19 protein-coding genes and 1 tRNA gene are annotated in these 22,738 nt (G+C 68.7%); 13 read left to right on the top strand and 7 right to left on the bottom strand.

Annotated features, from left to right (window positions below):
* Positions 1 to 8: 8 nt before the first annotated feature.
* Together EV148_RS04775 and EV148_RS04770 are read right to left on the bottom strand one after the other, a co-directional pair.
* A complete protein-coding gene (locus EV148_RS04775; RefSeq protein WP_131994334.1) occupies positions 9 to 3,107 on the bottom strand; it encodes a PKD domain-containing protein in 3,099 nt (1,032 codons plus the stop codon).
* Positions 3,108 to 3,192: 85 nt separating this feature from the next.
* Complete coding sequence (locus EV148_RS04770; protein ID WP_131994331.1) at positions 3,193 to 4,062, bottom strand: DUF4097 family beta strand repeat-containing protein; 870 nt, start codon at positions 4,060 to 4,062, stop codon at positions 3,193 to 3,195.
* Positions 4,063 to 4,390: 328 nt separating this feature from the next.
* Between EV148_RS04770 and EV148_RS04765 the strand changes: the two genes are divergently transcribed.
* A complete protein-coding gene (locus EV148_RS04765) occupies positions 4,391 to 5,539 on the top strand; it encodes a pyridoxal phosphate-dependent aminotransferase (RefSeq protein ID WP_131994328.1) in 1,149 nt (382 codons plus the stop codon).
* A gap of 1 nt (position 5,540) precedes the next feature.
* Positions 5,541 to 6,350 carry an amidohydrolase gene (locus EV148_RS04760; RefSeq protein ID WP_131994325.1) on the top strand — a complete coding sequence of 270 codons (810 nt, stop codon included), beginning with the start codon at positions 5,541 to 5,543 and terminating at the stop codon, positions 6,348 to 6,350.
* Between the two features lie 15 nt (positions 6,351 to 6,365).
* On the opposite strand, the gene EV148_RS04755 is transcribed toward EV148_RS04760, so the two are convergent.
* The 3 genes from EV148_RS04755 to EV148_RS04745 form a co-directional block, all read right to left on the bottom strand.
* Complete coding sequence (locus tag EV148_RS04755) at positions 6,366 to 6,569, bottom strand: hypothetical protein (protein WP_131994322.1); 204 nt, start codon at positions 6,567 to 6,569, stop codon at positions 6,366 to 6,368.
* A gap of 85 nt (positions 6,570 to 6,654) precedes the next feature.
* The gene (locus EV148_RS04750) at positions 6,655 to 7,959 is read right to left on the bottom strand and encodes an amino acid permease (RefSeq protein WP_131994319.1); all 1,305 of its coding nucleotides are present in this window, start codon (positions 7,957 to 7,959) and stop codon (positions 6,655 to 6,657) included.
* Positions 7,960 to 7,962: 3 nt separating this feature from the next.
* Complete coding sequence (locus tag EV148_RS04745; RefSeq protein WP_131994316.1) at positions 7,963 to 9,036, bottom strand: aromatic ring-hydroxylating oxygenase subunit alpha; 1,074 nt, start codon at positions 9,034 to 9,036, stop codon at positions 7,963 to 7,965.
* A 96-nt stretch (positions 9,037 to 9,132) separates the two neighbouring features.
* Here EV148_RS04745 and EV148_RS04740 point away from each other — a divergent pair, with 96 nt between their 5' ends.
* The 3 genes from EV148_RS04740 to EV148_RS04730 all read left to right on the top strand — a co-directional run bounded on the left by EV148_RS04740 (position 9,133) and on the right by EV148_RS04730 (position 15,717).
* The gene (locus EV148_RS04740) at positions 9,133 to 10,875 is read left to right on the top strand and encodes an ArnT family glycosyltransferase (RefSeq protein ID WP_131994313.1); all 1,743 of its coding nucleotides are present in this window, start codon (positions 9,133 to 9,135) and stop codon (positions 10,873 to 10,875) included.
* Between the two features lie 46 nt (positions 10,876 to 10,921).
* Positions 10,922 to 13,360 carry a winged helix-turn-helix domain-containing protein gene (locus EV148_RS04735; RefSeq protein ID WP_158287325.1) on the top strand — a complete coding sequence of 813 codons (2,439 nt, stop codon included), beginning with the start codon at positions 10,922 to 10,924 and terminating at the stop codon, positions 13,358 to 13,360.
* A 380-nt stretch (positions 13,361 to 13,740) separates the two neighbouring features.
* Positions 13,741 to 15,717, top strand: a complete 1,977-nt coding sequence (locus EV148_RS04730; protein WP_158287324.1) for an LVIVD repeat-containing protein — start codon at positions 13,741 to 13,743, stop codon at positions 15,715 to 15,717.
* Between the two features lie 133 nt (positions 15,718 to 15,850).
* Here EV148_RS04730 and EV148_RS04725 read toward each other — a convergent pair whose 3' ends face one another.
* Entirely contained in the window at positions 15,851 to 16,237 is a 387-nt protein-coding gene (locus EV148_RS04725) for a helix-turn-helix domain-containing protein (RefSeq protein WP_241987981.1), read from the bottom strand.
* Positions 16,238 to 16,521: 284 nt separating this feature from the next.
* Here EV148_RS04725 and EV148_RS04720 point away from each other — a divergent pair, with 284 nt between their 5' ends.
* The 8 genes from EV148_RS04720 to EV148_RS04685 all read left to right on the top strand — a co-directional run bounded on the left by EV148_RS04720 (position 16,522) and on the right by EV148_RS04685 (position 21,812).
* Positions 16,522 to 17,487 carry a choice-of-anchor P family protein gene (locus tag EV148_RS04720; RefSeq protein ID WP_131994304.1) on the top strand — a complete coding sequence of 322 codons (966 nt, stop codon included), beginning with the start codon at positions 16,522 to 16,524 and terminating at the stop codon, positions 17,485 to 17,487.
* Between the two features lie 122 nt (positions 17,488 to 17,609).
* The gene (locus EV148_RS04715) at positions 17,610 to 17,861 is read left to right on the top strand and encodes a hypothetical protein (RefSeq protein WP_131994301.1); all 252 of its coding nucleotides are present in this window, start codon (positions 17,610 to 17,612) and stop codon (positions 17,859 to 17,861) included.
* Positions 17,858 to 18,157, top strand: a complete 300-nt coding sequence (locus EV148_RS04710; RefSeq protein ID WP_131994298.1) for a hypothetical protein — start codon at positions 17,858 to 17,860, stop codon at positions 18,155 to 18,157. The genes EV148_RS04715 and EV148_RS04710 overlap by 4 nt, the downstream gene beginning before the upstream one ends.
* Positions 18,158 to 18,220: 63 nt before the next feature.
* Positions 18,221 to 18,895, top strand: coding sequence for a YceH family protein (locus EV148_RS04705; RefSeq protein WP_182517935.1), 675 nt, complete (start codon positions 18,221 to 18,223; stop codon positions 18,893 to 18,895).
* Between the two features lie 34 nt (positions 18,896 to 18,929).
* Entirely contained in the window at positions 18,930 to 20,027 is a 1,098-nt protein-coding gene (locus tag EV148_RS04700; RefSeq protein ID WP_131994295.1) for an alpha/beta hydrolase family protein, read from the top strand.
* 319 nt (positions 20,028 to 20,346) lie between these two features.
* Positions 20,347 to 20,422: transfer RNA gene (locus EV148_RS04695), tRNA-Phe, on the top strand.
* 186 nt (positions 20,423 to 20,608) lie between these two features.
* The gene (locus EV148_RS04690) at positions 20,609 to 21,301 is read left to right on the top strand and encodes a TIGR02391 family protein (protein WP_158287323.1); all 693 of its coding nucleotides are present in this window, start codon (positions 20,609 to 20,611) and stop codon (positions 21,299 to 21,301) included.
* A gap of 91 nt (positions 21,302 to 21,392) precedes the next feature.
* A complete protein-coding gene (locus tag EV148_RS04685) occupies positions 21,393 to 21,812 on the top strand; it encodes a hypothetical protein (RefSeq protein WP_131994289.1) in 420 nt (139 codons plus the stop codon).
* Positions 21,813 to 21,924: 112 nt separating this feature from the next.
* On the opposite strand, the gene EV148_RS04680 is transcribed toward EV148_RS04685, so the two are convergent.
* Positions 21,925 to 22,629, bottom strand: a complete 705-nt coding sequence (locus EV148_RS04680) for a transposase (protein ID WP_131994286.1) — start codon at positions 22,627 to 22,629, stop codon at positions 21,925 to 21,927.
* Positions 22,630 to 22,738 lie beyond the last annotated feature (109 nt).

The following is a 22,738-nucleotide window of genomic DNA, read 5'->3' as shown; positions in this document are numbered from 1 at the left end:
GCCGCGTGCTACGGCGTGTAGCTCGGCGTCAAGGTGACGCCGGAGAACGTCGTGTATGCATTGATGCGCACGTGGTACGTGCCCGCGGACGGCGAGGCGAACGTGCAGGTCTCGCTGTTGCCGCTGAGGTACGGGCGGCAGAGGTAGCTCGAGCTCGTCGGCGCGGAGTTGAGCTGCACGTACAGGTCCGCGTCGCCGCTGCCGCCGGAGATCTGGAACTTCAGGTTGGTCGCGCCCGAAGGCACCACCAGCGTGTAGTCCGAGGTCCAGTTGCCCGAGCTCGCCGCGAGGCCGGTGACCGGCACGCCGTTCGTGAGCGTCGTGCCGCCACCGCCACCGCCACCGGTCGAGTAGCTGCCGGTGAGGCTCATGCCGCTGAAGGTCGAGTACGCGTTGATCATCACGTAGTACGTGCCGGCCTGCGCCGTCGTGATGTTGCAGGTCTCGCTGTTGCCGGAGGCCCACGAACGGCAGTCGTAGCTCGACGTGGTCGGCGCGCTGCCGAACTTCACGTAGAGGTCGCCGTCGCCGCTGCCACCGGAGGTGACGAACTTGAGGTTCGTTGCGCCGGCCGGAACGACCATCGTGTAGTTGAGCTTGTTGCCCGTGGTCGCGCCGAGCCCGGTGACCGCCACGCCGTTCTGCAGCACGTTGCCGCTGCTGGACACGGTGACCGAGCTCGTCTTCGTGTTGCCCGCGCCGCCGTTGTCGGTGACCGTCAGCGAGACGCTGTAGGTGCCGGCGCTCGCATAGGTGTGGCTCGGGTTGGTCGCCGTCGACGTGCCGCCATCGCCGAAGCTCCACGAACGCGAGGCGATCGTGCCGTCGCTGTCGCTGGAGCTGTCGGTGAAGTTCGCGGTGAGGCCGCTGGTCGTGAAGCTGAAGTTGGCGACCGGCGGCGTGTTGGTCGGCGAGCTGACCGGGACGGACGTCGTCTTCGTGTTGGTCGCGCCGCCGTTGTCGGTCACCGTGAGCGACACGCTGTAGGTGCCCGCGCTCGCATAGGTGTGGCTCGGATTGGTCGCGGTCGACGTGCCGCCGTCGCCGAAGTTCCACGCGCGCGAGGCGATCGTGCCGTCGCTGTCGGTGGAGCTGTCGGTGAAGTTCGCGGTGAGGCCATTGGTCGATACGCCGAAGTTCGCGACCGGCGGGTTATTGGTCGTCGTCGTGCCGGTGAAGTTCTTGCCGCTGACGTTCGCGCCATTGATCGTGACGCTGCTGCTCGAGGGCGAGAACGTGTAGCCGGCGAGGCTCGGGGTCAGCGTGTAGGTGCCGTTGGCGAGGCTGCCGAGCGTGTACCCGCCGCTCGAGTTGGTCGTCGTGCTGGCGGCACCGGTGCTGATCGTGACGCCAGCGATGCCGACGCCGGTGCTCGTCGTGACCGTGCCCGAAACCGACCACGTGCTCGGCGCGGCGCCGCAGTCGTCGAACTTGAAGTCCTGGATGCGCGTGTTCCAGCTGCCCGACGGACGGTACATGCCGACCATCCAGAACGTGCAGTCGTCGCTCGGGTCGACCGCCATCTGGTAATAGTCGCCCCAGCGGCCGGAGGTTTCGGCGGCGGTGCCGGCCGCGACCGTGTTCTCGCCGAGCGTCATCACGCCGGCGGCATCGGACGCCTTGCGGCCGGTGTAGCCGAGCGTCGCGTAGATCGTGGGCGAGCTCGTCTTCGTGACGTTGTAGCCGAGGCCGATGTTGCCCTTGTTGTCGGTCGCGATCGACCCTTCCAGATGATGGGTGCTGCTGTCACCGGGGCCGAACGTGCCTTCCTGCTGCAGCGTCCAGTTGCCGCCGCCGGTGCGACGCAGTTCGAACCAGCGGATGCCCGCATTGACGGTCGTGCCGCTGCGCGCCGGGTTCATGTTCGTCGCGAACTGGCCGACGATCGACTCGTACGTGCCGAGGTTGCGATAGACGAGCGAATTGAGGATGACTTCGCGGATCGGGTCGAGGCGCGAGCTCGAGCCCGGCTGCGGCACCGTCGCGAACGTCGAGTAGTCGCGGAACCAGCTGTTGAATTCGCTGATCGTGATGCGCGGCAGGGTCGTGATCCCGCTGTTCGCCGGCGTCGTCCAGTCGACGTTGATCGAATACAGGTCGATGAAGTCGTGCGAGGTGTCGGCCGACGAGCCGGCATGCGCCTCGTCGTCGTTGTGGCGCGCGAGGATCTGCTTCGTGCCGGACGGTGGCGCGTGCGCGCTGTCACCCATGAACGTCGCCGGCGTCAGCGCCTGGAAGCCGTAGCCGGCGAGCTTGGGCACGCTGGCGAAACGCTGTTGCGCGCGCGCAGTCGCGCCGTTGAGCATGTTGGCGCGGTCATAGGCGTACGCGGTCACGTTGGCCGCGCCTTCGTTGTCGGTGCAGACGTAGGCGTTGGTCCACACGCCGCAATGCGGGTAGTCGTTCTGCGTCGGCGTCGAGAAGCCGTAGAACCACCAGCCGCCCGAGACCGGGTTTTCGGTCTTGGAGATGTAGATGCACATCTTCGGCGCCGACGAGGTGCCGCCCATCTCGAGCAGAAACCAGCGGTTGGCGAGGCGGTCGAACAGCACGATCGGATCGCTCACCGAGGTGCGGCAGCCGTCGCCGGAGGGTGCGAGCGAGGAGAACGTCGTCGGCCCGGCGAGCTTGGTGCCGCTCTTGTTGTAGACGGTGAAGTTCGTGCCGCTGCTGCCGTTGATGCCGTAGACGATGTAGTTGGCGCTGACATCGACGACGGGGTCGCCTGGCGATACGCCGGTCGAGCCGTTGTTGATGCTCACGTGGCCCTGCGTGCCGGCCTGCAGCGCGGACAGCGGCGCGTTGTCATCCCACAGCTTCTGCAGTTCGGGCAGGCGGTCGGGTGCGGCTTCCATCCAGTCCGGCGCGGCGGGATTGAGCTTCCCGAGCGGGAAGAACTGGCGCTTGTGCGCTTCCTTGATCGGCATGCCGGCGCGCCATGCCGGCACCACCGGCAGCTGGCGCAGGTCGACGTCGATGCTGATCGGCGTGACCGGCTCGCCGAGTTCGACGGCGCCACCGGCGCGGGAAAGGTCGGCTGCATGCGCGGCGCCGAACAGCAGCATCGATGCGGCTGCTCCGGCGAGTACGGTCCTCAAGCGTTTCATTCGAAATTCCTCCTGCGGAAGATCTGCCTAGGCTCGGGTTCCCTGCCGACGTCCGGCGACCGGCGCCGTGCGTGCGGACGGCGACTCAGTCACTGTCGTTGTCTTCGTACTCCTGGTCCGCTGGCGTGCCGCCCAACGGCGTGAATGCGTTCCGGCGCAGCAGGCGGATCTCGCCGCGCCGGCTTTCCACCGCGACGCGCGCGCCATCGCCGCCGATGGTCGCGTGCGCGCGCTTGTTCGGTTCCCGGTTCGCCAGATGCTCGACGTCGAGCGAGAACTCGGTCGCGAACACGCCGGAGGTCGCGAGCTCGAGCGTCGCGCCGAGGTGGTCGTCGACCGCGAGCACGATGTTGCCGGTGCTCGTCGCAAGCCGCTGCCGCGAGCCCTTCGGCGCGGTTTCGAACGAGGCCTCGATCGAACCGCCACCGGTCTGCGCCCGCACGCTGCCTTGCGTGCCGCGGATCGCGATGTCGCCGGATACGCTCTCGAGTTCGATGTCGCCGCGCACGCCGCGGCTTTCCACCAGGCCGCGCTCGGTGCGCACGGCAACCGCGTGGCCGAGCGGGATGAAGGCGACCACGTCCAGGCGTTGTCCCGGCGCGACGATCGCGCCGGCGGGCAGGCGTGGCGCGAAGCGGTAGCGGCCGCCTTCGACGCCGGGCTGCACGGCGATCGCGGCCGCGTCCGCGGGCTGCTGCAGCACTGCGTGGATCTCCAGCGCGTGCGCGAATCCGCCGAAACGCAGGCGCACGTCGCCGTACGGATTGTCGATCGTGACGGCCTGGTCGGGGGCGAGGAGGGCCTGGAAGTCGAGCCGTCGCGGTTCCGCTTCGGAGGGCTGCGCGCCGGTTCCGGACGTCGCCGCCGCCGACGACGGAGCGACCGGCCGGCCGGCGTCGACATGCGCACACCCATGCAGCGCGGCGAGCGCTGCGGCGAATACGACCGTCCTCATCCGCCTCTCCCCAGGCTTGGAAGACTTGCTGGAATGTCCAGGGGTGGCTCGCGCGTGCCGGCCCTCTCCGGCACTACGCCCCGGGACTGATCTTGCTTAGGTCTATCGACCCAAGCATTGCACGGGGCGCGGGCGGAATACAATCGGCCCGGACCCGTCTTGGCGCGAACCGTGAGCGGCTTCGCACCTTGCCGGTTGCCGGGCGCGTGCGCCGGCGCGCTGGGATGGGCAGCCCCGGCCTCGGCGCGCCGTCCCGCCCGGCCGCGCCGCATGCGCGTGCTACCATCGATCGTTCGGGCCATTTGGCCGTCCAAACGCGAAAGGCGACATGCAGATCGAAACCAAGCTGCCGAAAGTCGGTACGACGATCTTCACCGTGATGAGCCAGCTCGCGGCCGAGCACAAGGCGGTGAACCTCGGCCAGGGCTTCCCCGACTTCGACGGCCCGCCCGCGCTGCGCGACGCGCTCGCGCGCGCGATGGCGCAAGGACGCAACCAGTACGCGCCGATGACCGGCGTGCCGGCGCTGCGCGAGGCGATCGCGCGCAAGACCGAGCGCCTGTACGGCTGCAAGGTCAATGCGGACACCGAAGTGACGGTGACATCCGGCGCGACCGAGGCGCTGTTCGCCGCGATCGCCGCGGTCGTGCGCGCGGGCGACGAAGTCATCGTGCTCGATCCGTGCTACGACAGTTACGAACCGGCGATCGAGCTCAACGGCGGGCGCGCGGTGCACGTCGCGCTCGATCCCGCGGATTTCTCGCCGGACTGGCAACGCATCGCCGACGCGGTCACGCCGAAGACGCGCATGATCCTCGTCAACTCGCCGCACAATCCCTGCGGCGCGGTGTTCGACGCGGAAGACCTCGAAGCGCTCGCCGCGCTCGCGCGCAAGCACGACCTGTTCGTGCTGTCGGACGAGGTGTACGAGCACATCGTGTTCGACGGCGCGCCGCACCAGAGCGTGTTGCGCCACGAGGAGCTCGCCGCGCGCAGCTTCGTGGTCAGTTCGTTCGGCAAGACCTATCACTGCACCGGCTGGAAGGTCGGCTACTGCATCGCGCCGCGCGCGCTGTCGGCCGAGTTCCGCAAGGTGCACCAGTACCTCACGTTCTGCACGTTCACGCCGGCGCAGTGGGCGCTCGCCGAAGTCATCGAGAACGACCCGCAGCATTACCTCGACCTGCCCGCGTTCTACCAGGCCAAGCGCGACCGCTTCCGCGCGCTGCTCGCGGGCTCGAAGTTCCGCCTGCTTCCGGTCGGCGGCGCGTACTTCCAGGTCGCCGACTATTCGGCGCTGAGCGGCGCCGACGATCTCGCCTTCTGCGAGTGGCTGGTCAAGGAAGGCGGCGTCGCCGCCATACCGGTGTCGGCGTTCTACGAAGACCCGCCCGCGCAACAACGCCTCGTGCGTTTCTGTTTCGCCAAGAGCGATGCGGTGCTCGAGCAGGCGGCCGAACGCCTGAAGGCGCTCTGACATGGCCGCGCACCAGCGTCCGTTGCGGGTATCGCTCGTGCAAGGCGCGACGCGCTGGCACGATGCGCCGGCGAATCGGGATTACTACGGCGCGCTCGTGCGCCCGTTGCGCGGGCAGAGCGACCTCGTCGTGCTGCCCGAGACTTTTCTTTCAGGCTTCACCAACGAGACGCTCGGCAACGCCGAATCGATGGACGGCGACGGCCTGCGCTGGCTGCGCGCACTTTCAGCCGACGTCGGCGCGGTCGTCACCGGCAGTCTCGTCGTGCGCGAGGGCGAGCGCTGCGTCAACCGGCTGGTGTGGATGCGACCGGACGGCAGCCATGCGCTGTACGACAAGCGGCATCTGTTCCGCATGGCGGGCGAGCACGAACGCTACGCCGGCGGCAGCGAACGCATCGTGGTCGAGCTGCACGGTTGGCGCATCTGCCCGCTGGTCTGCTACGACCTGCGCTTCCCGGTATGGTCGCGCAACCGCTACGACCGCGCGGCGCGGCGCTTCGAGTACGACGTGTTGCTGTACGTGGCGAACTGGCCCGGCGTGCGCCGCCATCCCTGGCGCACGCTGCTGCTCGCGCGCGCGATCGAGAACTGGTGCTACTGCGTCGGCGTCAACCGCGTCGGCGTCGACGGCAACGAACTGCACTACGCGGGCGACAGCGTCGTCGCCGATTTCCTCGGCCAGCCGCTGGTCGAGCTCGGCGCGCAGGAGCAGGTGGTCACCGTCACGCTCGATCCCGCCGCGCTCGCGGCGCATCGCGAGCGTTTCCCGGCGTGGATGGATGCGGACGACTTCACGATCGTGACGTGACGCCGCGTGCGCGGCTCACGCCGCGATCGTTGCGAGTTCGCGCGTGACGATGTCGCGCTCGGCTTCGGCGCGATGCGCGAAGGTGCCGAGCAGCGCCTGCGATTCCGGAGCGAGCACTTCGTACCACTGCACGGCGACGTCGCCGCGCTCGTCGAAGCGGCGCACGCGTTCGATGCGATAGCCGAGGACGTTCACTTCGGTACGGCGCTGGTCACGCATGGGCGATTCTCCGTTGTTGTTGTCGTCGCCGGCACAGGATACGCAGGCACGGTGTGAGCCCGGTTAACGCGGTGTTGCCGTCGGGTTAACCCCGCGACGCGCGTCGCAGGTGCAAGTGGATCGGCCATCCTGCGGCGACGAGCACGGCGCCCCACGACAGCGCATGCGCGCCGGTGCCGAGCAGTGCCGCGAGGCTGAAGACGAGCGCGAACGCGGCGATCGCGCGGGAACCGCGCGTGGGGTGCGCGCCCGCATCGCGCAGGCCGTGCAGCGCGGCGGCACTGCACACGACGTACGGCAGCAGGCAGGCGGCCGTCGACAGCAGGATCGAGAACGTGAACAGGCCGACGAGGTCGTCCTGGTAATTGGCGAGCACGAGCATGCTCGCGAGCACGCTGCCGGCGACGAGGCCCTGCAACGGCGTGCCGCGTTCGTCGACGCGGGCGAACCATGCCGGCAGCACGCCGTCGCGCGCGGCGGCGAGCGGCAATTGTCCTTGCATCAGCACCCAGCCGTTGAGCGCGCCGAAACAGGCGATCGCGGCGGTCGCCGCGAACAGCGTGCCCGCCTTGGCGCCCCACAGGCGCGACGCCGCATCGGCGAACGGTGCGCCCGACGCGGCGAGCGCGTCGGGCGGCACGATCGCGCCGGCCACGCTGCAGGCGAGCACGGTCACGACGATCGCGATCGACGAACCGACGAGTGTCGCGCGTGGCAGGTTGCGGCGCGGATGCCCGACGTCCTGCGCGACCACGGTCGCGCTTTCGACGCCGAGGAATGCCCAGAGCGTGAGTGCGGTCGTGCCGAGCGCGACCGACCAGAGGCCTTCGCCGCTGCGGTTGAACGGCTGCCACGCGGCATGCGGCAACTCCGGTGCGGCAAGCACCACGAGCGCGAGTAGCGGCAGCAGTTTCAGCACGGTCGTCACCAGTTGCACGAACCCCGCGCTGCGCACGCCGAGCGCGTTGGCGAGCGTGCAGGCCCACAACGCGCCGAGCGCGGCGACGGGCGCGCCGCCCGGCGTCGCGGCGGGCGCGAACAGCGAACCGAAATAGCCCGCGAATGCGACCGCGATCGCCGCGTTCGCGCACCAGATGGATACCCAGTAGCTCCAGGCGATCGCGAAGCCGGCACCATCGCCGAAGGCGGCGCGCGCGAATGCGTAGGGGCCGCCGCTGCGCGGCAACCGGCGCGCGAGATCGGCGAACACGGTGGCGAGCGCGAGGCCGCCGAGCGCGCTCGCACCCCAGCCGAGCAGGGCGGCCGGACCGTAGGGCGCGAGTGATGCGGGCAACAGGAACAGGCCCGAGCCGATCATGTTGCCGGCGACGATCGCGATCGCGGTGGCGAGTCCGAGGGCGGCGCGCGGCGGATCGTTCGGCGCCGCCATGGCTCAACCTGCAGCGCTTCGGTATGCCGCGCGCAGCAGCTCGTGGAAGTGATGCACGCCGCTCTCGCGCTTCGGGTTGAGCCGCCCCGCAACATAGGAACCGGAGGCGAGCCCGCGCTGCACGTGCTCGCAGATCCCGACGTCTTCCTTCTGCACCGCATCGCTGAATACGAGGTCGCGTTCCCAGCGGCCGACCGCGTCGAGGTCGGCCGGGTAGTAGTAGTCGAACTCGACACGGCAGCGGTTGCCCGGCAGGGGCAGCACGCGATTGGTCTGCAGACGGTCGGGCAGGATGTTGAGCATCGTGTTCGGCCAGATCCAGTAGTAGAGCGCCTCGCCCTTGCCGTACAGCTCGCCCGCGCTCTCCAGCGGGCTCCATTGCAGCGAATGCCACAGCGCGACCTCGGTCACGTAGCTGCGGTAGTCGAGCATGCGGTTGAGTTCCGGATGGATGTGCGGGACGTGGTAGCCCTCGAGGTAATTGTCGACGTACACCTTCCAGTCGCAGGCGATGTCGTAGGCCACGCGGCGCTGGAACGCGTAGCCGTCGAACGCCTGCGCGCCGATGCGCGCGTCGATGCCGTCGAGCAGGGTGTCGAGCGGCGGAACCTCGCCGAGCGCGACGAAGACGAGGTTGCGCCATTGCGCCACGCGCGCCCGTGGAAGGTGTATCGCGCCGACCTCGAAGTTGCGCGCGGACTCCATCTCGGGAGCGCTCTGCAATTGGCCGTCCAGCGCATAGGTCCAGCCGTGGTAGCGGCAGCGCAGGCGCTTGGCGCCGCGGCCGTCGCACAGCGCGAGCGGACCGGCGCGATGGCGGCAGACGTTGTGCAGCGCGCGCAGCTCGCCGTCGTCGCCGCGCACGACCAGCAGCGGCACGCCCGCCACGTCGGTGACGACGTGGTCGCCGATGCCGGACACCTGTTCGGCGTGGGCGGCGAGCTGCCAGCTGCGGGCGAACACCGCCCGGCGGTCGAGCGCCTCGGCAGCCGCGCCGACGTAGTGGTGCGCCGCGAGCGCGGACGCATGCGCGAGCACCTGCGCGGCGAACTCGGGATGCGTGGAACCGATGGCCATCGTGCGCTTCCGTTGCCTCGCGCGGAGTATCCGGGCACGCAGGCCGGGCGTGCAACGGCCGGTCCGCGACAGCCGAGCTGATACGATAGCCGCGATATGACCCCGTCGATTCCGCTGGCGGCGCGCGAGCGCCGCGAATTCTGGCTGTTCATGCTGTTCGCGCTGGTCGTGCTCGGCATCGGCATCGGCCTGCGCGATCCGTGGCCGGCCGACGAGCCGCGTTTCGCGCTGGTCGCCAGGCAGATGGTCGAGTCGGGTGACTGGCTGTTTCCGCATCGCGGCCGCGAGCTGTATTCGGACAAGCCGCCGATGCTGTTCTGGCTGCAGGCATCGGCATACGAGCTCCTGCGCAGCTGGCGCATCGCGTTCCTGTTGCCTTCGCTGCTCGCCGGCCTGCTCACGCTCGCCCTGGTCCGGGACCTGGGCCGGCGCCTGTGGAATCCGCGCGCGGGCCTGTATGCGGCGATCGGCGTTCTGTTCGCGTTCCAGTTCACGTTCCAGGTCAAGCGCGCACAGATCGACCCACTCGTGATGGGCTGGATCACGCTCGCGAACTGGGGCCTGCTGCTGCACTTCCTGCGTGGGCCCAACTGGCGCGCGTACTGGCTCGGCTGCTTCGCGGCCGGCCTTGGCGTGATCACCAAGGGTGTCGGCATCCTCGCCCTGCTCATGTTCGCACCGTACCTGTTCGCGCGCTGGCGCGGCTGGGACGGCGTCGTGCGCCCGTCCGGGGCCGGCCTGCGGTGGGCCGCTGGCGCGCTCGCTTTCCTCGCGCCGATCCTCGCCTGGGGCGGCAGCGTGCTGCTGGTCGCGAAATCGGGTGCGACGCCCGAGTATGCCGCGTACGTCAATGACCTGTTCTTCCACCAGACCGCGGGCCGCTATGCCGGTTCGTGGTCGCATCCACAACCGTTCTGGTACTACCTGCCCGTCGTGACGCTGCAATGGTTGCCTTTGTCGCTCGCCTACATCGGTGCCGCGCCGCGCTGGGCAGGCGACGTGCGCGCGCGCGATGCGCGCGTGCTGCTGCCGCTCGCCTGGTCGCTGCTGGTCGTGCTGTTCTTCAGCATCCCGACCGGCAAGCGCGAGGTGTACCTGATGCCGGTGCTGCCGATGGTCGCGCTCGCGCTCGCGCCGCACCTCGAAGCGATCGTCGCGGCGCGCTGGCTGCGCGCGACGGCACTCGTGTTGGCGCTCGTCGCCGGCGTGGTGCTGGTCGGTGCCGGCACCTGGGCATTGCTCGGGCATTCGCCGGCCGCGGAAGAGTTCCTGCGCAGGCGCGAACTCGATGGTCTCGGCCACGTCCTCTGGGGCATGTTCGTCGCGATCGGCGCGGTATTCCTGCTCGCATCGGCTTGGTTCCGCGCGCGCCGCGGCGTACACGCGCTGCTCGCCGGCGTCACCGCCCTCTGGCTGGTCTGGAGCGTGTGCGCCTACCCGCTCCTCAATGATTCGAGTTCGGCCGCGGGCATCATGCATCGCGCACGCGAAATGGCCGGAGCCGACGCGGAGATCGGGCTCGTCGCCTGGAAGGAGCAGAACCTGTTGATGGCCGAGGGCCCCGTGCGCGATTTCGGTTTCCGCGAACACTGGGACCGCCAGTACGTCGCGGCCGCGCATTGGCTGCTCGAGGCGCCCGCGCAGCGTCGCGTCTTCATCCTCGACCAGGCGATGGACGCCGCCGGCGCGTGCGTCGATCGCAGCAAGGCGCACGCGGTCGGCCACGCGAACCGGCGCGACTGGTTCCTGCTCGAAGCGGATGCGATCGTGCCCGGCTGCACGCCGCAGCCGCGCGCGGCGACCCGTGCCGTCGATGCCGGCGACGACGCCGATCCATGACGTCGATGCACGCGCGCGCGCCGTGGCTAAAGGGCGATGGCAGTCGATGACGACGACGTACCGCTTCGATGATTTCGACCTGAGCCCGGCCAAGCGCGAGCTGCGCAAGGCCGGACGCCCGTTGGCGTTGCCCGCGCGCGCGTTCGATTGCCTTGCCTACCTCATCGAGCACCGCGAGCGCGCGGTTGGCCGCGACGAGCTCATCGCCGCGGTATGGGGCAGGGTGGAAGTCAGCGATGCGCTGCTCGGCCATACGATCGTGCGCATCCGGCGCAGTCTCGGCGACACCGGCAACGAGCAGCGGACGATCCGCACGGTGCCGCGTTTCGGCTATCGCTGGGCGCTGCCCCTCGAAATCGTGCCGGATCGTCCGGCGGCGCCGACCGGACCGGCCGATCCGGCCAGCGCGCCTGCAAGCGAGGCGACGGGCGCGGACGCAGCCAAGGGCGTGGCGAGCGAATCCGTCGCGGCCATCGGCGAGGCGCCGCCGGCGACGTCACCTCGGCCACGTGTCGTCGCAGGCGTCGCGTTCGCCGCGCTCACCGTATTCGTCTTGCTCGGCTACGCCGCCTGGCAGCGCGCGACGCACGTCGCGCCCGTGTCGTCGTCCGGACCGGTCGTGCCGGCAGCGGCGGATGCGGATGCGGACGGCGATGCCCCGGTCGCTGTCGCCGCACTCGTGTTGCCCGCCGACGTCGACGCGCCCGAGGAATGGCACTGGTTGCGCCTCGGCCTGATGGACCTCGTCGCCAACCGCCTGCGCGGTGGCGCGCTGCCGACGGCACCCAGCGAGAGCGTCGTGAGCCTGCTGCGCCAGCGCGGGAATGCGAGTCCCTCCGACCTGCTGCACGACGCGACGCTCGCGCAGGTCGCGGCACTGCGCGTGCTGCCGCACGTGGACCGGGCGGATGGCCGCTGGCGCGTGCGGCTCGAGGCGCTCGGCACGCAGCGTTCGCTCGACGCCGAAGCGCAGGCCGGCGATGCGATCGCGGCCGCGCGCGACGCGGCCGACGCGCTGCTGCGCAAGCTCGGCAAACAACCACGCGCGGCGTCGGCGGACGATGCGACGCCGGCACTCGAGGAACTCCTGCAGCGCAGCGGCGCGGCGATGCTCGCCGACCAGCTCGACGAGGCGCGCGCGCTGATAGCAGCCGCACCGGCCGCGCTCAGGGAATCGCCGCGGGTCGTGCATCGCATGGCGCAGATCGAGCTGCGCAGCGGTGACTACGATGCGGCCGAGACGCGCATGCACGCGCTCGTCGATCGCCTGCCGGCGGGGCGCGACGACGCGTTGCGCGCACGCGCGCTGCTGACGCTCGCCGCGGCGCAGGTGCGGCGCAACCATGCCGAACTCGCGGTCGACCTCTACGAGGAGGCGATCGCCTTGCGCACGGCCGCCAGTGACCACGAGGTGCTCGGCGTCGCCCGCCTCGGCCGAGGCGCCGTGCTCGGCCAGCAAGGCCACTGGGAGGAAGCGACCGCCGAGCTGTCGCAGGCACGTACCGAACTGGCGACAATCGGCGACAGCCTCGGCGTCGCCAGCGTCGACGTCAACCTCGGCGAATTCCAGCGCATGCGCCATCGTCCGGCCGACGCGCTCGCCGTGCTGAAGGCGGCCGCCCGCCAGTTCGAGCGCCTCGGCGCGCGCGAGGGACGTGCCTACGCGCTCGTGCAGCAGGCGCTCGCCGAAAGCGAGTTGCTCGAGGTCGACGCCGCACTGGCGACCAGCGAACGGTTCTGGCCGCCCGAGGCGCACACGAACAACCGCCGCCTGCGCTGGCAGCTCGTGCGCACGCGCGCGCTCGCGCTGGTCGGCGTCGGCCGCATCGCCGAGGCGCAGGCGCTGCTCGCGGGCATCGCCCGGGATGCCGATCCGCAGCGCGATGCCGCGACGCGCGCGCAGGCGGCGTTGCTGGAGGCGGTCATCACGCGGCGCAGCGGCGACGAGGCGGGCGCGGCGGTGGCCCTGCAACGCGCGCGGATACCCGCATTGCACGATGCCGACCCGGCGGACTGGACGCGCACCTTGGTGCTGCATGCGCGCGTGCAGCGCGAGCGTGGCGATCCCGCCGCGGCCGCGGCGACTACTGCCGCGCTGCAGGCGGACAAGGGCACCGACGCCTGGCGGACGATGCAGGCATCGCTCGCCGCAGCGGAACAGGCCTGGGCCGAACACCGGCGCGAGCCCGCCCTCGAGCAGTTCGCGCAGGCGATGAAGGCGGCCGAGCAGCTCGGCGTGCCGGAGGACCTCGTCGAGGTCGGTGCCGCCTACCTCGATGCACTCGTCGAGGCGAGCCAGCTCGACAGCGCGCGAGCGGTCAGCGGGCGGATAGCCATCTGGGCCGACCGTGACGCGCGCGCGGCGGGTGCGCAGGCGCGCCTGTTCCGCGCGCTCGGCCAGGACGACGCCGCGCGCGTCGCCGAAGAGAACGAAGCACGCCTCTTGGCGGGCTACGCAGGCCTCGGCGGTCGCGCCCCGCGTTGAGGCCATGGTCGGGCACCGGGTGCCCCTCCTGCATCGGAAGCGTCGGGACCAGGGGCGATCGTCGACCGCAGCAACGCCATCGCCTGTAGGAGCCCACCCTGTGGGCGACGCGGCGTGAGGGGTTTTGGGGACGGCGCGGTCGCGCACAAGGTGCGCTCCCACAGGGGTGGGGCATGCGCAAGCGTTTGTTTTTACGGGTATTCGATGTTGCGCGGTGCACGGTACATCGATCGCGCATCATTGCCGCATCGATGCGACATGCACGTGGGCGCGCGTATCGCGAGGATCGTCGGCGTCTCCCGCCGCCGCGGCGGCGGGGCTGCGCGCGACGCCGAGCGGCGTGGCCGCGTCCGTCCTTCACCCTGTCGAGGAATCCCCGAATGAAGTGGTTGCGCACCGTGGTTTCATTGTGGTTCGGCATGTCGATCCTGGCCGGGACGGCTGCCGCGCAGACGCTCCACCCGGTCGACGCGGGGGGTGGCGCGTTGTCGTCGCCCGCCGTGCACGGCGCCTACCTCTACGTCGGCACCGGCGCGACCATCAACGTCTGGGACATGAGCGATCCGGCCGAGCCGGCGTACGTGGGCCGCACCGGCGCGAGTCCCGCGCCCGGGCCGATCAGCAGCCTCGCGGTGGTCGGCGACTACCTGTATGCGGCCTGGAGCTCGATGGGCATGGCCGCGGGCATCACGATCTATTCGCTCGCCGATCCGGCGCATCCGGTCGGGGCGGCCGAGTATGACGACTATGTCGACTCGGCCTTCTTCGGCCCGGTCGGGCTGGTCGCCTCGGGCGCCTTGCTCTACCTCGGCGATGCGCAGAACGGGCTGTTCGTGCTCGACACGAGCAATCCCACCGCGCCGAGCGTGATCGGCCAGGCTTCGGACATCTATGCCTTCGACGCGATGGCGATCAACGGCACGCAGCTGCTCACCAGCGGCAGCAGCTTCCTCGGTGGCCGCCTCGTATACGCGATCGACGTTTCGGACCCGACGATGCCGAGCGTCGAAGGCAGCGCGGAGCTCGACGGCGGTTCGGTGCTGCGCGCCGTGCTCACCGACGGCTACGCGATCGGCGTCGGCAACGACCTGCTCGTCTACGACACCCATGACGGCGCCAACATCACCCAGGTGTATGCGACGGCGATCGAGCAGGCGACCGGCGCGATCCGCCTCGGCGACGTGCTCTATCTCGTCGGGGACAGCGGCATCCAGGTGTGGGATTTCGCGACGCCGACCGCGCCGTCGCTGATCCGCACGGTGGCTGCGCCGACGTTCGCGCCGGACCAGACCGCGGTGACGCCGTTCGGTCCGCTCGTGCTCACCCATACCGACCGCGCCGTGCTGCTCGGCACCACCGATCCGCTGCAACCGACGCTCGCCGCTCAGTTCGACGTGCCGGTCGGCGTGTCCGCGCATGCGGCCGGCTTCGATGGCACGCACGCCTACTTCGCCGAGGAAGGCTACGGCCTCGGCGTCGCCGACGCCACGACGCTCGCGCCGGTCGGTCGCTACGACGCCGACCTGCCGCCGTACCTCGCCGCGCGCGACATGGAGGACATTTCCGTCGACGGCGGCCGCGCCTATCTCGCCGCATGGGGATACGGCGTGCTCATCGCCGACCTCACCAACCCGGCCGCGCCGGTCGAGCTTGGTCGCTTCGAGTTCCCGTTCGCCAGCGCGATCGAAGCGCATGGCGACCGCGTCTATGTCGCGAGCACGACCAATGGCGGCATCTTCAAGGTGCTCGACGTGAGCAACCCCGCATCGCCGCAGGAGCTCGGCTCGATCCTGACCAGCCAGACCTACGATCTCACCGTGCGCGGCAACCATGCGTTCCTCGTCGACGGCGCCAACTTCGGCGACGGCGGCCTGCGCATCGTCGACATCTCCAATCCGTCTGCGCCGACCGTCGTCGGCCAGGAGCAGAGCTGCCCCTTCGCGAGCGGCGTCTTCGTCAGCGACGACGGCAACACCACCTATGTCGCGTGCAGTTCCGACACCACGTTCGCGAGCGCGCTGCAGGTGATCGACACGACCGACAAGACGCAGCCGCTCCTGCTCGGCAGCCTGGCCCTGCCGGGCCTGCCGCCGAACCTCACCGACTACAACGACGCGCATTCGGTCGTCGTGGTCGGCGACACGGCCTACGTCGGCAACGAGTACGGCCTCGACGAAGTGGACGTGTCCAATCCCGCCGCGCCGACCTGGATGGCGCGTCACGACACCGGCTATGTCGTGCGCAAGGTCGAGCTGGCACCCGATGGCCGGGTGTTCGCCTTCAGCTCGGTCGGCGGCGTCCACGTCTTCGCCCCGGAGCGGGGTGACGCGATCTTCGCCGACGGCTTCGACGGCTGAGCGGCAAGCGGCAAACCGGACCCGGTGCGATGCGCCGGGTCCCACGCGGCGTCTGCACGCCGAACCGGCGACCCGGCGCCGGGCGATCCTCGAATGAACGCGCCGGCCCGCGAACAGCGGGGCCGGCTGCACCCTAGAAAAACTCCTCCATCCAGCGCACGAACGCCTCGCGCTTGCGCCGCGAGATGCGCCGGAAAGCGACCAGCAGGCGATCCTCGAACTCGTCCGCGGCCAGTTCGCCCACTTCGATCGCCGGCGTCTCCGCTACCCCTTGCACGGCCGTCCCGCGGCCGGTCGCGAGCCATTCGAACGACACGCCGCAGACAGTCGCGATGCGCTCGAGATGTTCCGCCGTCGGCGAGGTGCCGTTCGGCAGTTCCCATTGCGCCACCGCGCTGGCGCCGACGCCGATGGCCTCGGCCAGCTTCGCTTGCGTGAGGCGCGCCAGTCGTCTGGCGTGCCTGATCCGGTTCGGACGTGGCCCGGTAAACGCGTGTTCGCGTATGTCGCGATCCTTCACAGCGGCGTCCCTCAGCGATGCTGCATCTTCAGTGATGTTGATTGAATTTACTCAGACGACCTTTTCCGGGTGACACGTGTGACGAGTCTTCGGGGGTGTTCGCGACAATGTACAGCAAGGCTGCGTCGGAGCGAGGGAATTTCCAGCTTCCGCATTTCGCCGATCCGAAGAAAGATTGCCCAATGAGTTGAAGTTTATACCTATACAGCAATACGGCATCACCAAGGTCGCTCGCAGCGCACCACGACCGCAAGCATTGCAATGGGTATTCCAGCCGTCCCTGAATGGCCGGGAATGACCCCACGACTCGCAAGGGCCGCCCGGCGGCCCGGAACGCGATCCGGTCGGGATCGCAAGGAAGGCGATGCCGCCGGCATCGCTTCGAATGTCGTAGCAACAGGAGAAATGCGATGACTCTGCATCTGGGTAACGTACGGAAGGCGGCCCTCGCCGCAGCGCTGCTCCTCGGCCCGGCGGCGGCCTCGGCGGCAAATCCGGTGGGCAATGCGGCTGCCCATGATTTTTCGATCCATATCAACCTCATCGGCCTGACATCGCTGGACGTCACCTCGCAGACCAGTGCGAGCCTGCTCGACGTCGTCACCGATGCGAGCGACCTGGACCAACTGCCGTCGCTGTCCCTCAGCGATCCCCTGAACCTCATCTCGCTTTCGAGCGGTGAACTCATCGCCGAAGCAGAATACGCAGCCGGCCCGATGTCGGCGATCGCCGCGCGCTCGACCGTGAACGACCTCGACCTGTCCGTGGCGACCGTGCTTGTCGACGTGCTGGGTCTCAGCTCCGGCGTCATCCGCTCGACCACCGCAATGTCCGGCTACTGCCCGGCCACGCCGGGGGCCTCGAAGTCGTTGCTCGGCGAATTCGTGTTCGGCACCGGCTTCGACTTCGGCAACCTCAACGGGGGCGGCGGAAACGGCGGCGGCGACGGTGGCGGCGGCCCGGGCGGATTGCCGCCGGGTGGAACCGATCTGATCGATCCGGTCATCACGATCCTCGGCATCCCGGTTCCCGCCCTGCCGACCAATCCACCGCCGAACACCTCGATCGACCTCAACGCGCTCGGCATCGCGGGCGTGACCCTGGTCCTCAATGAACAGACGCGCGACGGCGACGGCGTGCATTCGCTCAGCCTGGGCACGAATGCGATCCACCTCGGCCTGAACATCGCCGGCCTCGTGACGGGCGACGTGGTCATCGCCCATTCCGAAGTCTCCATGGCTTGCCCCTGAGCGCGGGCGGGCCCCGCGCATCGGCCCGTCGACGCTCGATCATGGCCGGATCCAGGGACGGGATCCGGCCAGGGGCAACTCGCCCTCGAACCTCCAGGAAACCCTTTCGCAGGAGCATGTCCATGTTCCACAAGACGCCTGCTGCCCACGATCCGCACCTGCCGCTCGATGCCCTCGAGCGTGGCTGCGACGACTCGGCCCAGCTCTGTTCACTCGGCGAGCCGATGACCGAGGCGCAACTCCAGTTGCGCGCAGAGCTCATCGCCAAGATCCTCGAAACCCGCACCAAGCTGCGCATGATCCGCGACAAGGCCGAAGAACTGCAGCTCGCGCTCGAACGCTTCACCGCGACGCGCGGCACGCGCCGGGCATGAGCGCGGCGACCATGCACAAGGGCGAGTTCGTGGCCGGCATGGCGGTGCGGCCGGTCGGCAGCATGCACGTGATGACGCTCGGCGGCACGCCGGACGAGTGGATCTGCTCGTGGTACGACAACGACGAGCATCGTGCGATGCGCTACATGCCGGAAGACCTCGAACCCGTGTGCATGCTGGAAGGCGACGCCGGGATCGATGACAGCGACGAGTGGCACGCCGCGATCGCCGCACCCGCCGACTGGGCGGACGATGCGTCGTCCGACGTCGCACCCATCAGCCTCGACGAGGACTGACGGCACGAGGACGGCGCGGTGGTCCTGCTAGACTCGCCGGAGCATCCGAACGCCGAGCCGCCAGTGGAAGACAACGAAGCGCCGAGCGGGCGCGCCACCATCGTCGAACTCGATCCGATCGAGGCACGCATCATCGGTTGCCTCGTCGAGAAGGCGGCGACGACGCCTGAAGCGTATCCGCTCACCGAGAACGCGATCCTCGTCGCATGCAACCAGAAGACCAGTCGCGAGCCGGTCATGCAGCTCGAGCCCGGCGCGGTCGCGCACGCATTGCGCGTGCTCGAAGGCAAGGGCCTGGTCAAGGTCGCTCCTTCATCGCAGCGCGCGCTCCGCTACGAGCACCGCTTCGACGCGACCTGGGGAACGACCGCGCGCCAGCGTGCCGTGCTGTGCGTGATGCTGCTGCGCGGTCCGCAGACGCTCGCGGAACTGCATGCGCGCACCGACCGGCTCGCCGAGTTCCCGAGCCTGGACGATGTCCGGGACACCATCGACCGCCTGGTCCAGCGCGAGCCCGCGCTCGTCGTGCGGTTGCCGCGCGCGCACGGGCAGCGCGAGGACCGCTACATGCACCTGCTCGGTGGCGCGATCGACGTCGATGCGATCGCCGCGGCGTCGCCACCGTCACCGTCGGCTTCGCGCGCGGACCTGGCCGAACGCGTCGAGCGCCTCGAAGCCGAACTCGCGGCATTGCGCGAAGCCTTCGACGCCTTCCGGCAGCGCATCGGCGACGGTTGAGCCGCCGCACGCCATCCATCCCTCGGAGGTGTCCATGCGCTGCCTGTCGATCATCGTGCTGTGTTCGCTCCTCGCTTCCAATGCGTTCGCCGCGACCGCGGCCACCGAGACCGGCTCGCTCGAAGGCGCCTCGTACCGCGTCGATGTACCGGCGGGCTGGAAGAAGGGCGGCGGCCTCGTCGTGTTCTTCCATGGCTATTCCGACGAGCCGGTCGCGTACGCGAAGGACGATCGGCTTTCGCCGATGTTCGATCCGGTGCTGCGCGAAGGCTACGCGGTGATCCAGTCCGGCTACTCGCGACCCGGCTGGGCGATCGAGCAGGGCAGCGCGGACAGCGAGCGCCTGCGCCGCTGGTTCGTCGCGAAGCACGGTGCCCCCGGACACACGTATGCGATGGGCATGTCGATGGGCGGCTCGCTCACCGTGCACGCGCTCGAGACCCATCCGGACGCGTATGACGGCGGCCTTTCGCTGTGCGGTGCGATCGAGCCGTCCGACCGCATGATGCAGCGCGACTTCGCGGTGCGCGCGGCCTTCGACTACTACTTCCCCGGCGTGCTCGGTGAACTCGTGCCGGTACCGGCGACCTTCGCCGCGGACCAGCCGACCGCCGTGCGCGTCGCGCGGGCGATGCGCGCCGATCCGAAAGCCTCCGCGTCGCTGCGCGCGCTCTACGGCGCCGGCGACATGGACAACCTGCCCGGCGTGATCGCCGCGATCACCTACGACATCAAGGAGATGCAGCAGCGCACACGCGGCAATCCGTTCGGCAACGCCGATCTCGTGTACACCGGTTCCACCGACGATGACGCTCTCAACGACGGCGTCAGGCGCTATCGCGCCGATCCGAAGGCGGCGGCCTACGTGTCACGCTGGTACACACCGAGCGGCAAGCTCACCCGGCCGCTGCTCGCCCTGCACGACACGCGCGACCCGCTCGTGATCGCGTCGAGCGCGTTCGAGTACGCGCTCATGCTCCAACGCACCGGCCACGCGGACAACTTCGTGCAGCAGTACGTGAAGCGCGAGGGTCACTGCGTGTTCACGCCGGAGCAGATCGGCAAGGCCTTCGACAGCCTCGTCGAATGGACGCGCGGCGGAAAACGACCCCCGTCGGGCGCGCAGCCCTGACCGCGCCGCTCACGGCGGCGCAGGATTCCTTAGCCGACCGTCGACGCAGCCAATCGCGATCGATATGGGCAACCCACGTCACGGGCGCTTGCGGGAACCATTGCCTTCGGCGGGCACACTGCAAAGTTCCGCTCTCGCCGAGCGCAGGCCGCCCAGCGGGCGGCGTCGCAGCGATCGCCCCCGACGGCACCATCGGGCAACGGCGCTTCGACTCCGATGCCCACCACCACGCACGCCGCCCTTGACGCCGCCCCCGCGTGCGGCTTTAATACGCGGCCCCGCTGCAGTCCGTTCGGACCGCACGCATGCAAGACATCCTGGCCGGGTAGCTCAGTTGGTAGAGCAGGGGATTGAAAATCCCCGTGTCGGCGGTTCGATTCCGTCCCCGGCCACCATCTAATCAAGCACTTGTGTAACTAACGTCAAGCACGGCCCATTACGTTTGCCGTTTGTTTGCCAAATGCCATCGACCCCCGTCGCTGTTCCGGCAATGCGGCAGAATCGCCCCATGTGCGTTGATGGAATGCGAAGCGGTCATGCGACTTCACTCAGTCGTTCCTAACGTCGATCAGGTGCTCGCAATGACCCATGCGCAGTTGGCGCATGCGATCCTGCGTGCCCTTTTGGTCGAGAAACGTGCGGCAAACGTCGTCAACTTCGGCGGAAGGGACCCGCCGCTTCGCTTTCATCCGCAGGACGTGCAGATCGACGGATACCCTCAAGAGCAGGCGGGGGCGGTTGATTTGGCCGTGGCCGAAGCTTGGGCGTGGATGGACCGAGAGCTGATCCTCGTTGTTTCTGACTTCCTCACGCCAGGTTGGCGCAAGCTCTCTCGCGTTGGCGAACAGTTCTTGGCAGCCGCAGATCCGGCGCCGCTTCTAGCAGCGCGGCAAATTGATAGGACGAATCTGCATCCAGCACTGCAGGGCGAGGCCTTGGACAATTTCTTGCGCGGGGCCTACGACGTTTCCGTGTTCTGCGCTTTTCGTGACGTCGAGGTCGCCGTTCGGAAGGCAAGCGGATTGCCCGAAACGCGGCTTGGCATTCAATTGATGGCCGATGCATTCAACCCCACGGGCGGCCCCTTGCGCGACACAGGAATAGCGGCTGGCGAGCAGACGGCGATGATGAATCTATTCCAAGGGGCGATTGGACTATTCAAGAATCCAGGTAGCCACCGTTACGTCCAGGTCGACGCGAAGGCTGCTGCCGAGCTCTTGATCTTGGCGTCGCATCTGCTCGCCTTGGTCGATGCCAGAACACCGCGTGCGTAGGCGCATGCCAATTGCACGGGACCAGAAGACGTTCGATCAGTACCATTTCGCGCGAGGCGCGTTTGGCGAGGTAGCGCTATATGCAAACGCGATGGAGCGGCTCGAGTTCTGGCAGCCAAACTTCTACGAGCCGCCAGCCGACATCCTTACGCGCCACGCAATGCGTCGCGCCTTCATGTCCGCGATCCTCGTTGCCTACAGCCGACCCTTCGGCAAATCCGATGCGGGCTGGCTGCCTTTGAGCGTCGATCTGCTGCAATACGATGCGGACGAACTCGCAGCACACAATCTGTTTAGAGAAATCCGTCACTTGTCGATTGCGCATGCGGCTGGATCAGTGCACCGGCTTCGTGTGTACTTCACCGAAACCGGTATTCAGACGACTGCGGACCACCCTCCAAGAGAGCTGACGCGGGAAGGCGTCGATTGCATTTCCGCTTTGGCGCGCAAAGCGGAACAAGTCTTGTCGCTTGAGATTGTGCGACTCGCCAAAAGGATTCGCGGAACCTAGCGACGGGATTGCGGCGGTCGCTGCGCCCGGAACCGACCGCTCAGGTAGTACGCACGCGCCGCAGCATCGACCCAGCTGGCGGAATTGCTCCAACTAACGGGGTCAGAGCACCTTATTCAGGCATGGACTCGGCATCGCGGCGTGGCCGATGGGCGGGCCGGACGCGAGCGCACCGCCCGAGTTCGGTTTCGATGAGGCGCTGGAACCGATCATTCCCCAGTGCGCGTTGCTGCTGGACGTAGGCGCGGATTTCCGCCAGCTGCTCATCGCCGATCGCTTCGTTGAAGAGCGCGCGGTAGGCGACGCAGCGTTCGGTGACGTTCGGCCCCAGGGCCAGGTAGACGGCATGGGGATGGACGAGCGGGTCGTCCCTGCCTGCGGCATTGGCATGGTAGCTCGACCAGGGATGCTCCGACGGCGCTGCCACCATCGCTGCCCGCACGGGATTGAGCTCGATATAGCGATAGCAGCGAAGCAGGTAGGTTTCCGAGTCGACGAGGCAGGACTTGTAGCGGCCTTCCCACAACGTGCCACTGCGGCGGTGTCTCGCATTGAAGGTCGAGACATACGCTCGCCCCAGTTCTTGCATCATGCGCGCGACACCCGCTGCCGTTTCCGGCGAAACCAGCAGGTGCACGTGGTTGCTCATCAGCACATAGGCGTGGATCCGGCAGCCGTAGCGCGAAGCGGCCTCACGCAGCATCCCTCCATATCGGCGGCGGTCGTCATCATCGAAGAAGCAAGGCATCCGATTGTTGCCACGCTGGACGACATGCTGTGGAATGCCCGCAAGATCGGGTCGTGGGAGTCGAGCCATACGGCGAGGATCGCCGGACGAGGCATCCACAGCCAACGCTGCAGCCGGTGAGATGGCGTCAGCCGTTTCCGCCGAGATGCGCGGGAAAGGTGCTCTGACCCCGTTAGGC

The organism is Dokdonella fugitiva (assembly GCF_004342425.1).
In the GTDB taxonomy this organism is placed as follows: Bacteria; Pseudomonadota; Gammaproteobacteria; order Xanthomonadales; family Rhodanobacteraceae; genus Dokdonella_A; species Dokdonella_A fugitiva.
This window is presented reverse-complemented; position numbering and strand designations above follow the sequence as displayed.

Excerpts from the sequence above, each read along its gene's own strand:
- EV148_RS04775 (WP_131994334.1), bottom strand. The coding sequence starts at position 3,107 with ATGAAACGCTTGAGGACCGTACTCGCCGGAGCAGCCGCATCGATGCTG.
- EV148_RS04770 (WP_131994331.1), bottom strand. The coding sequence starts at position 4,062 with ATGAGGACGGTCGTATTCGCCGCAGCGCTCGCCGCGCTGCATGGGTGT.
- EV148_RS04765 (WP_131994328.1), top strand. The coding sequence starts at position 4,391 with ATGCAGATCGAAACCAAGCTGCCGAAAGTCGGTACGACGATCTTCACC.
- EV148_RS04760 (WP_131994325.1), top strand. The coding sequence starts at position 5,541 with ATGGCCGCGCACCAGCGTCCGTTGCGGGTATCGCTCGTGCAAGGCGCG.
- EV148_RS04755 (WP_131994322.1), bottom strand. The coding sequence starts at position 6,569 with ATGCGTGACCAGCGCCGTACCGAAGTGAACGTCCTCGGCTATCGCATC.
- EV148_RS04750 (WP_131994319.1), bottom strand. The coding sequence starts at position 7,959 with ATGGCGGCGCCGAACGATCCGCCGCGCGCCGCCCTCGGACTCGCCACC.
- EV148_RS04745 (WP_131994316.1), bottom strand. The coding sequence starts at position 9,036 with ATGGCCATCGGTTCCACGCATCCCGAGTTCGCCGCGCAGGTGCTCGCG.
- EV148_RS04740 (WP_131994313.1), top strand. The coding sequence starts at position 9,133 with ATGACCCCGTCGATTCCGCTGGCGGCGCGCGAGCGCCGCGAATTCTGG.
- EV148_RS04735 (WP_158287325.1), top strand. The coding sequence starts at position 10,922 with ATGACGACGACGTACCGCTTCGATGATTTCGACCTGAGCCCGGCCAAG.
- EV148_RS04730 (WP_158287324.1), top strand. The coding sequence starts at position 13,741 with ATGAAGTGGTTGCGCACCGTGGTTTCATTGTGGTTCGGCATGTCGATC.
- EV148_RS04720 (WP_131994304.1), top strand. The coding sequence starts at position 16,522 with ATGGCCGGGAATGACCCCACGACTCGCAAGGGCCGCCCGGCGGCCCGG.
- EV148_RS04715 (WP_131994301.1), top strand. The coding sequence starts at position 17,610 with ATGTTCCACAAGACGCCTGCTGCCCACGATCCGCACCTGCCGCTCGAT.
- EV148_RS04710 (WP_131994298.1), top strand. The coding sequence starts at position 17,858 with ATGAGCGCGGCGACCATGCACAAGGGCGAGTTCGTGGCCGGCATGGCG.
- EV148_RS04700 (WP_131994295.1), top strand. The coding sequence starts at position 18,930 with ATGCGCTGCCTGTCGATCATCGTGCTGTGTTCGCTCCTCGCTTCCAAT.
- EV148_RS04690 (WP_158287323.1), top strand. The coding sequence starts at position 20,609 with ATGACCCATGCGCAGTTGGCGCATGCGATCCTGCGTGCCCTTTTGGTC.
- EV148_RS04685 (WP_131994289.1), top strand. The coding sequence starts at position 21,393 with ATGGAGCGGCTCGAGTTCTGGCAGCCAAACTTCTACGAGCCGCCAGCC.
- EV148_RS04680 (WP_131994286.1), bottom strand. The coding sequence starts at position 22,629 with ATGGCTCGACTCCCACGACCCGATCTTGCGGGCATTCCACAGCATGTC.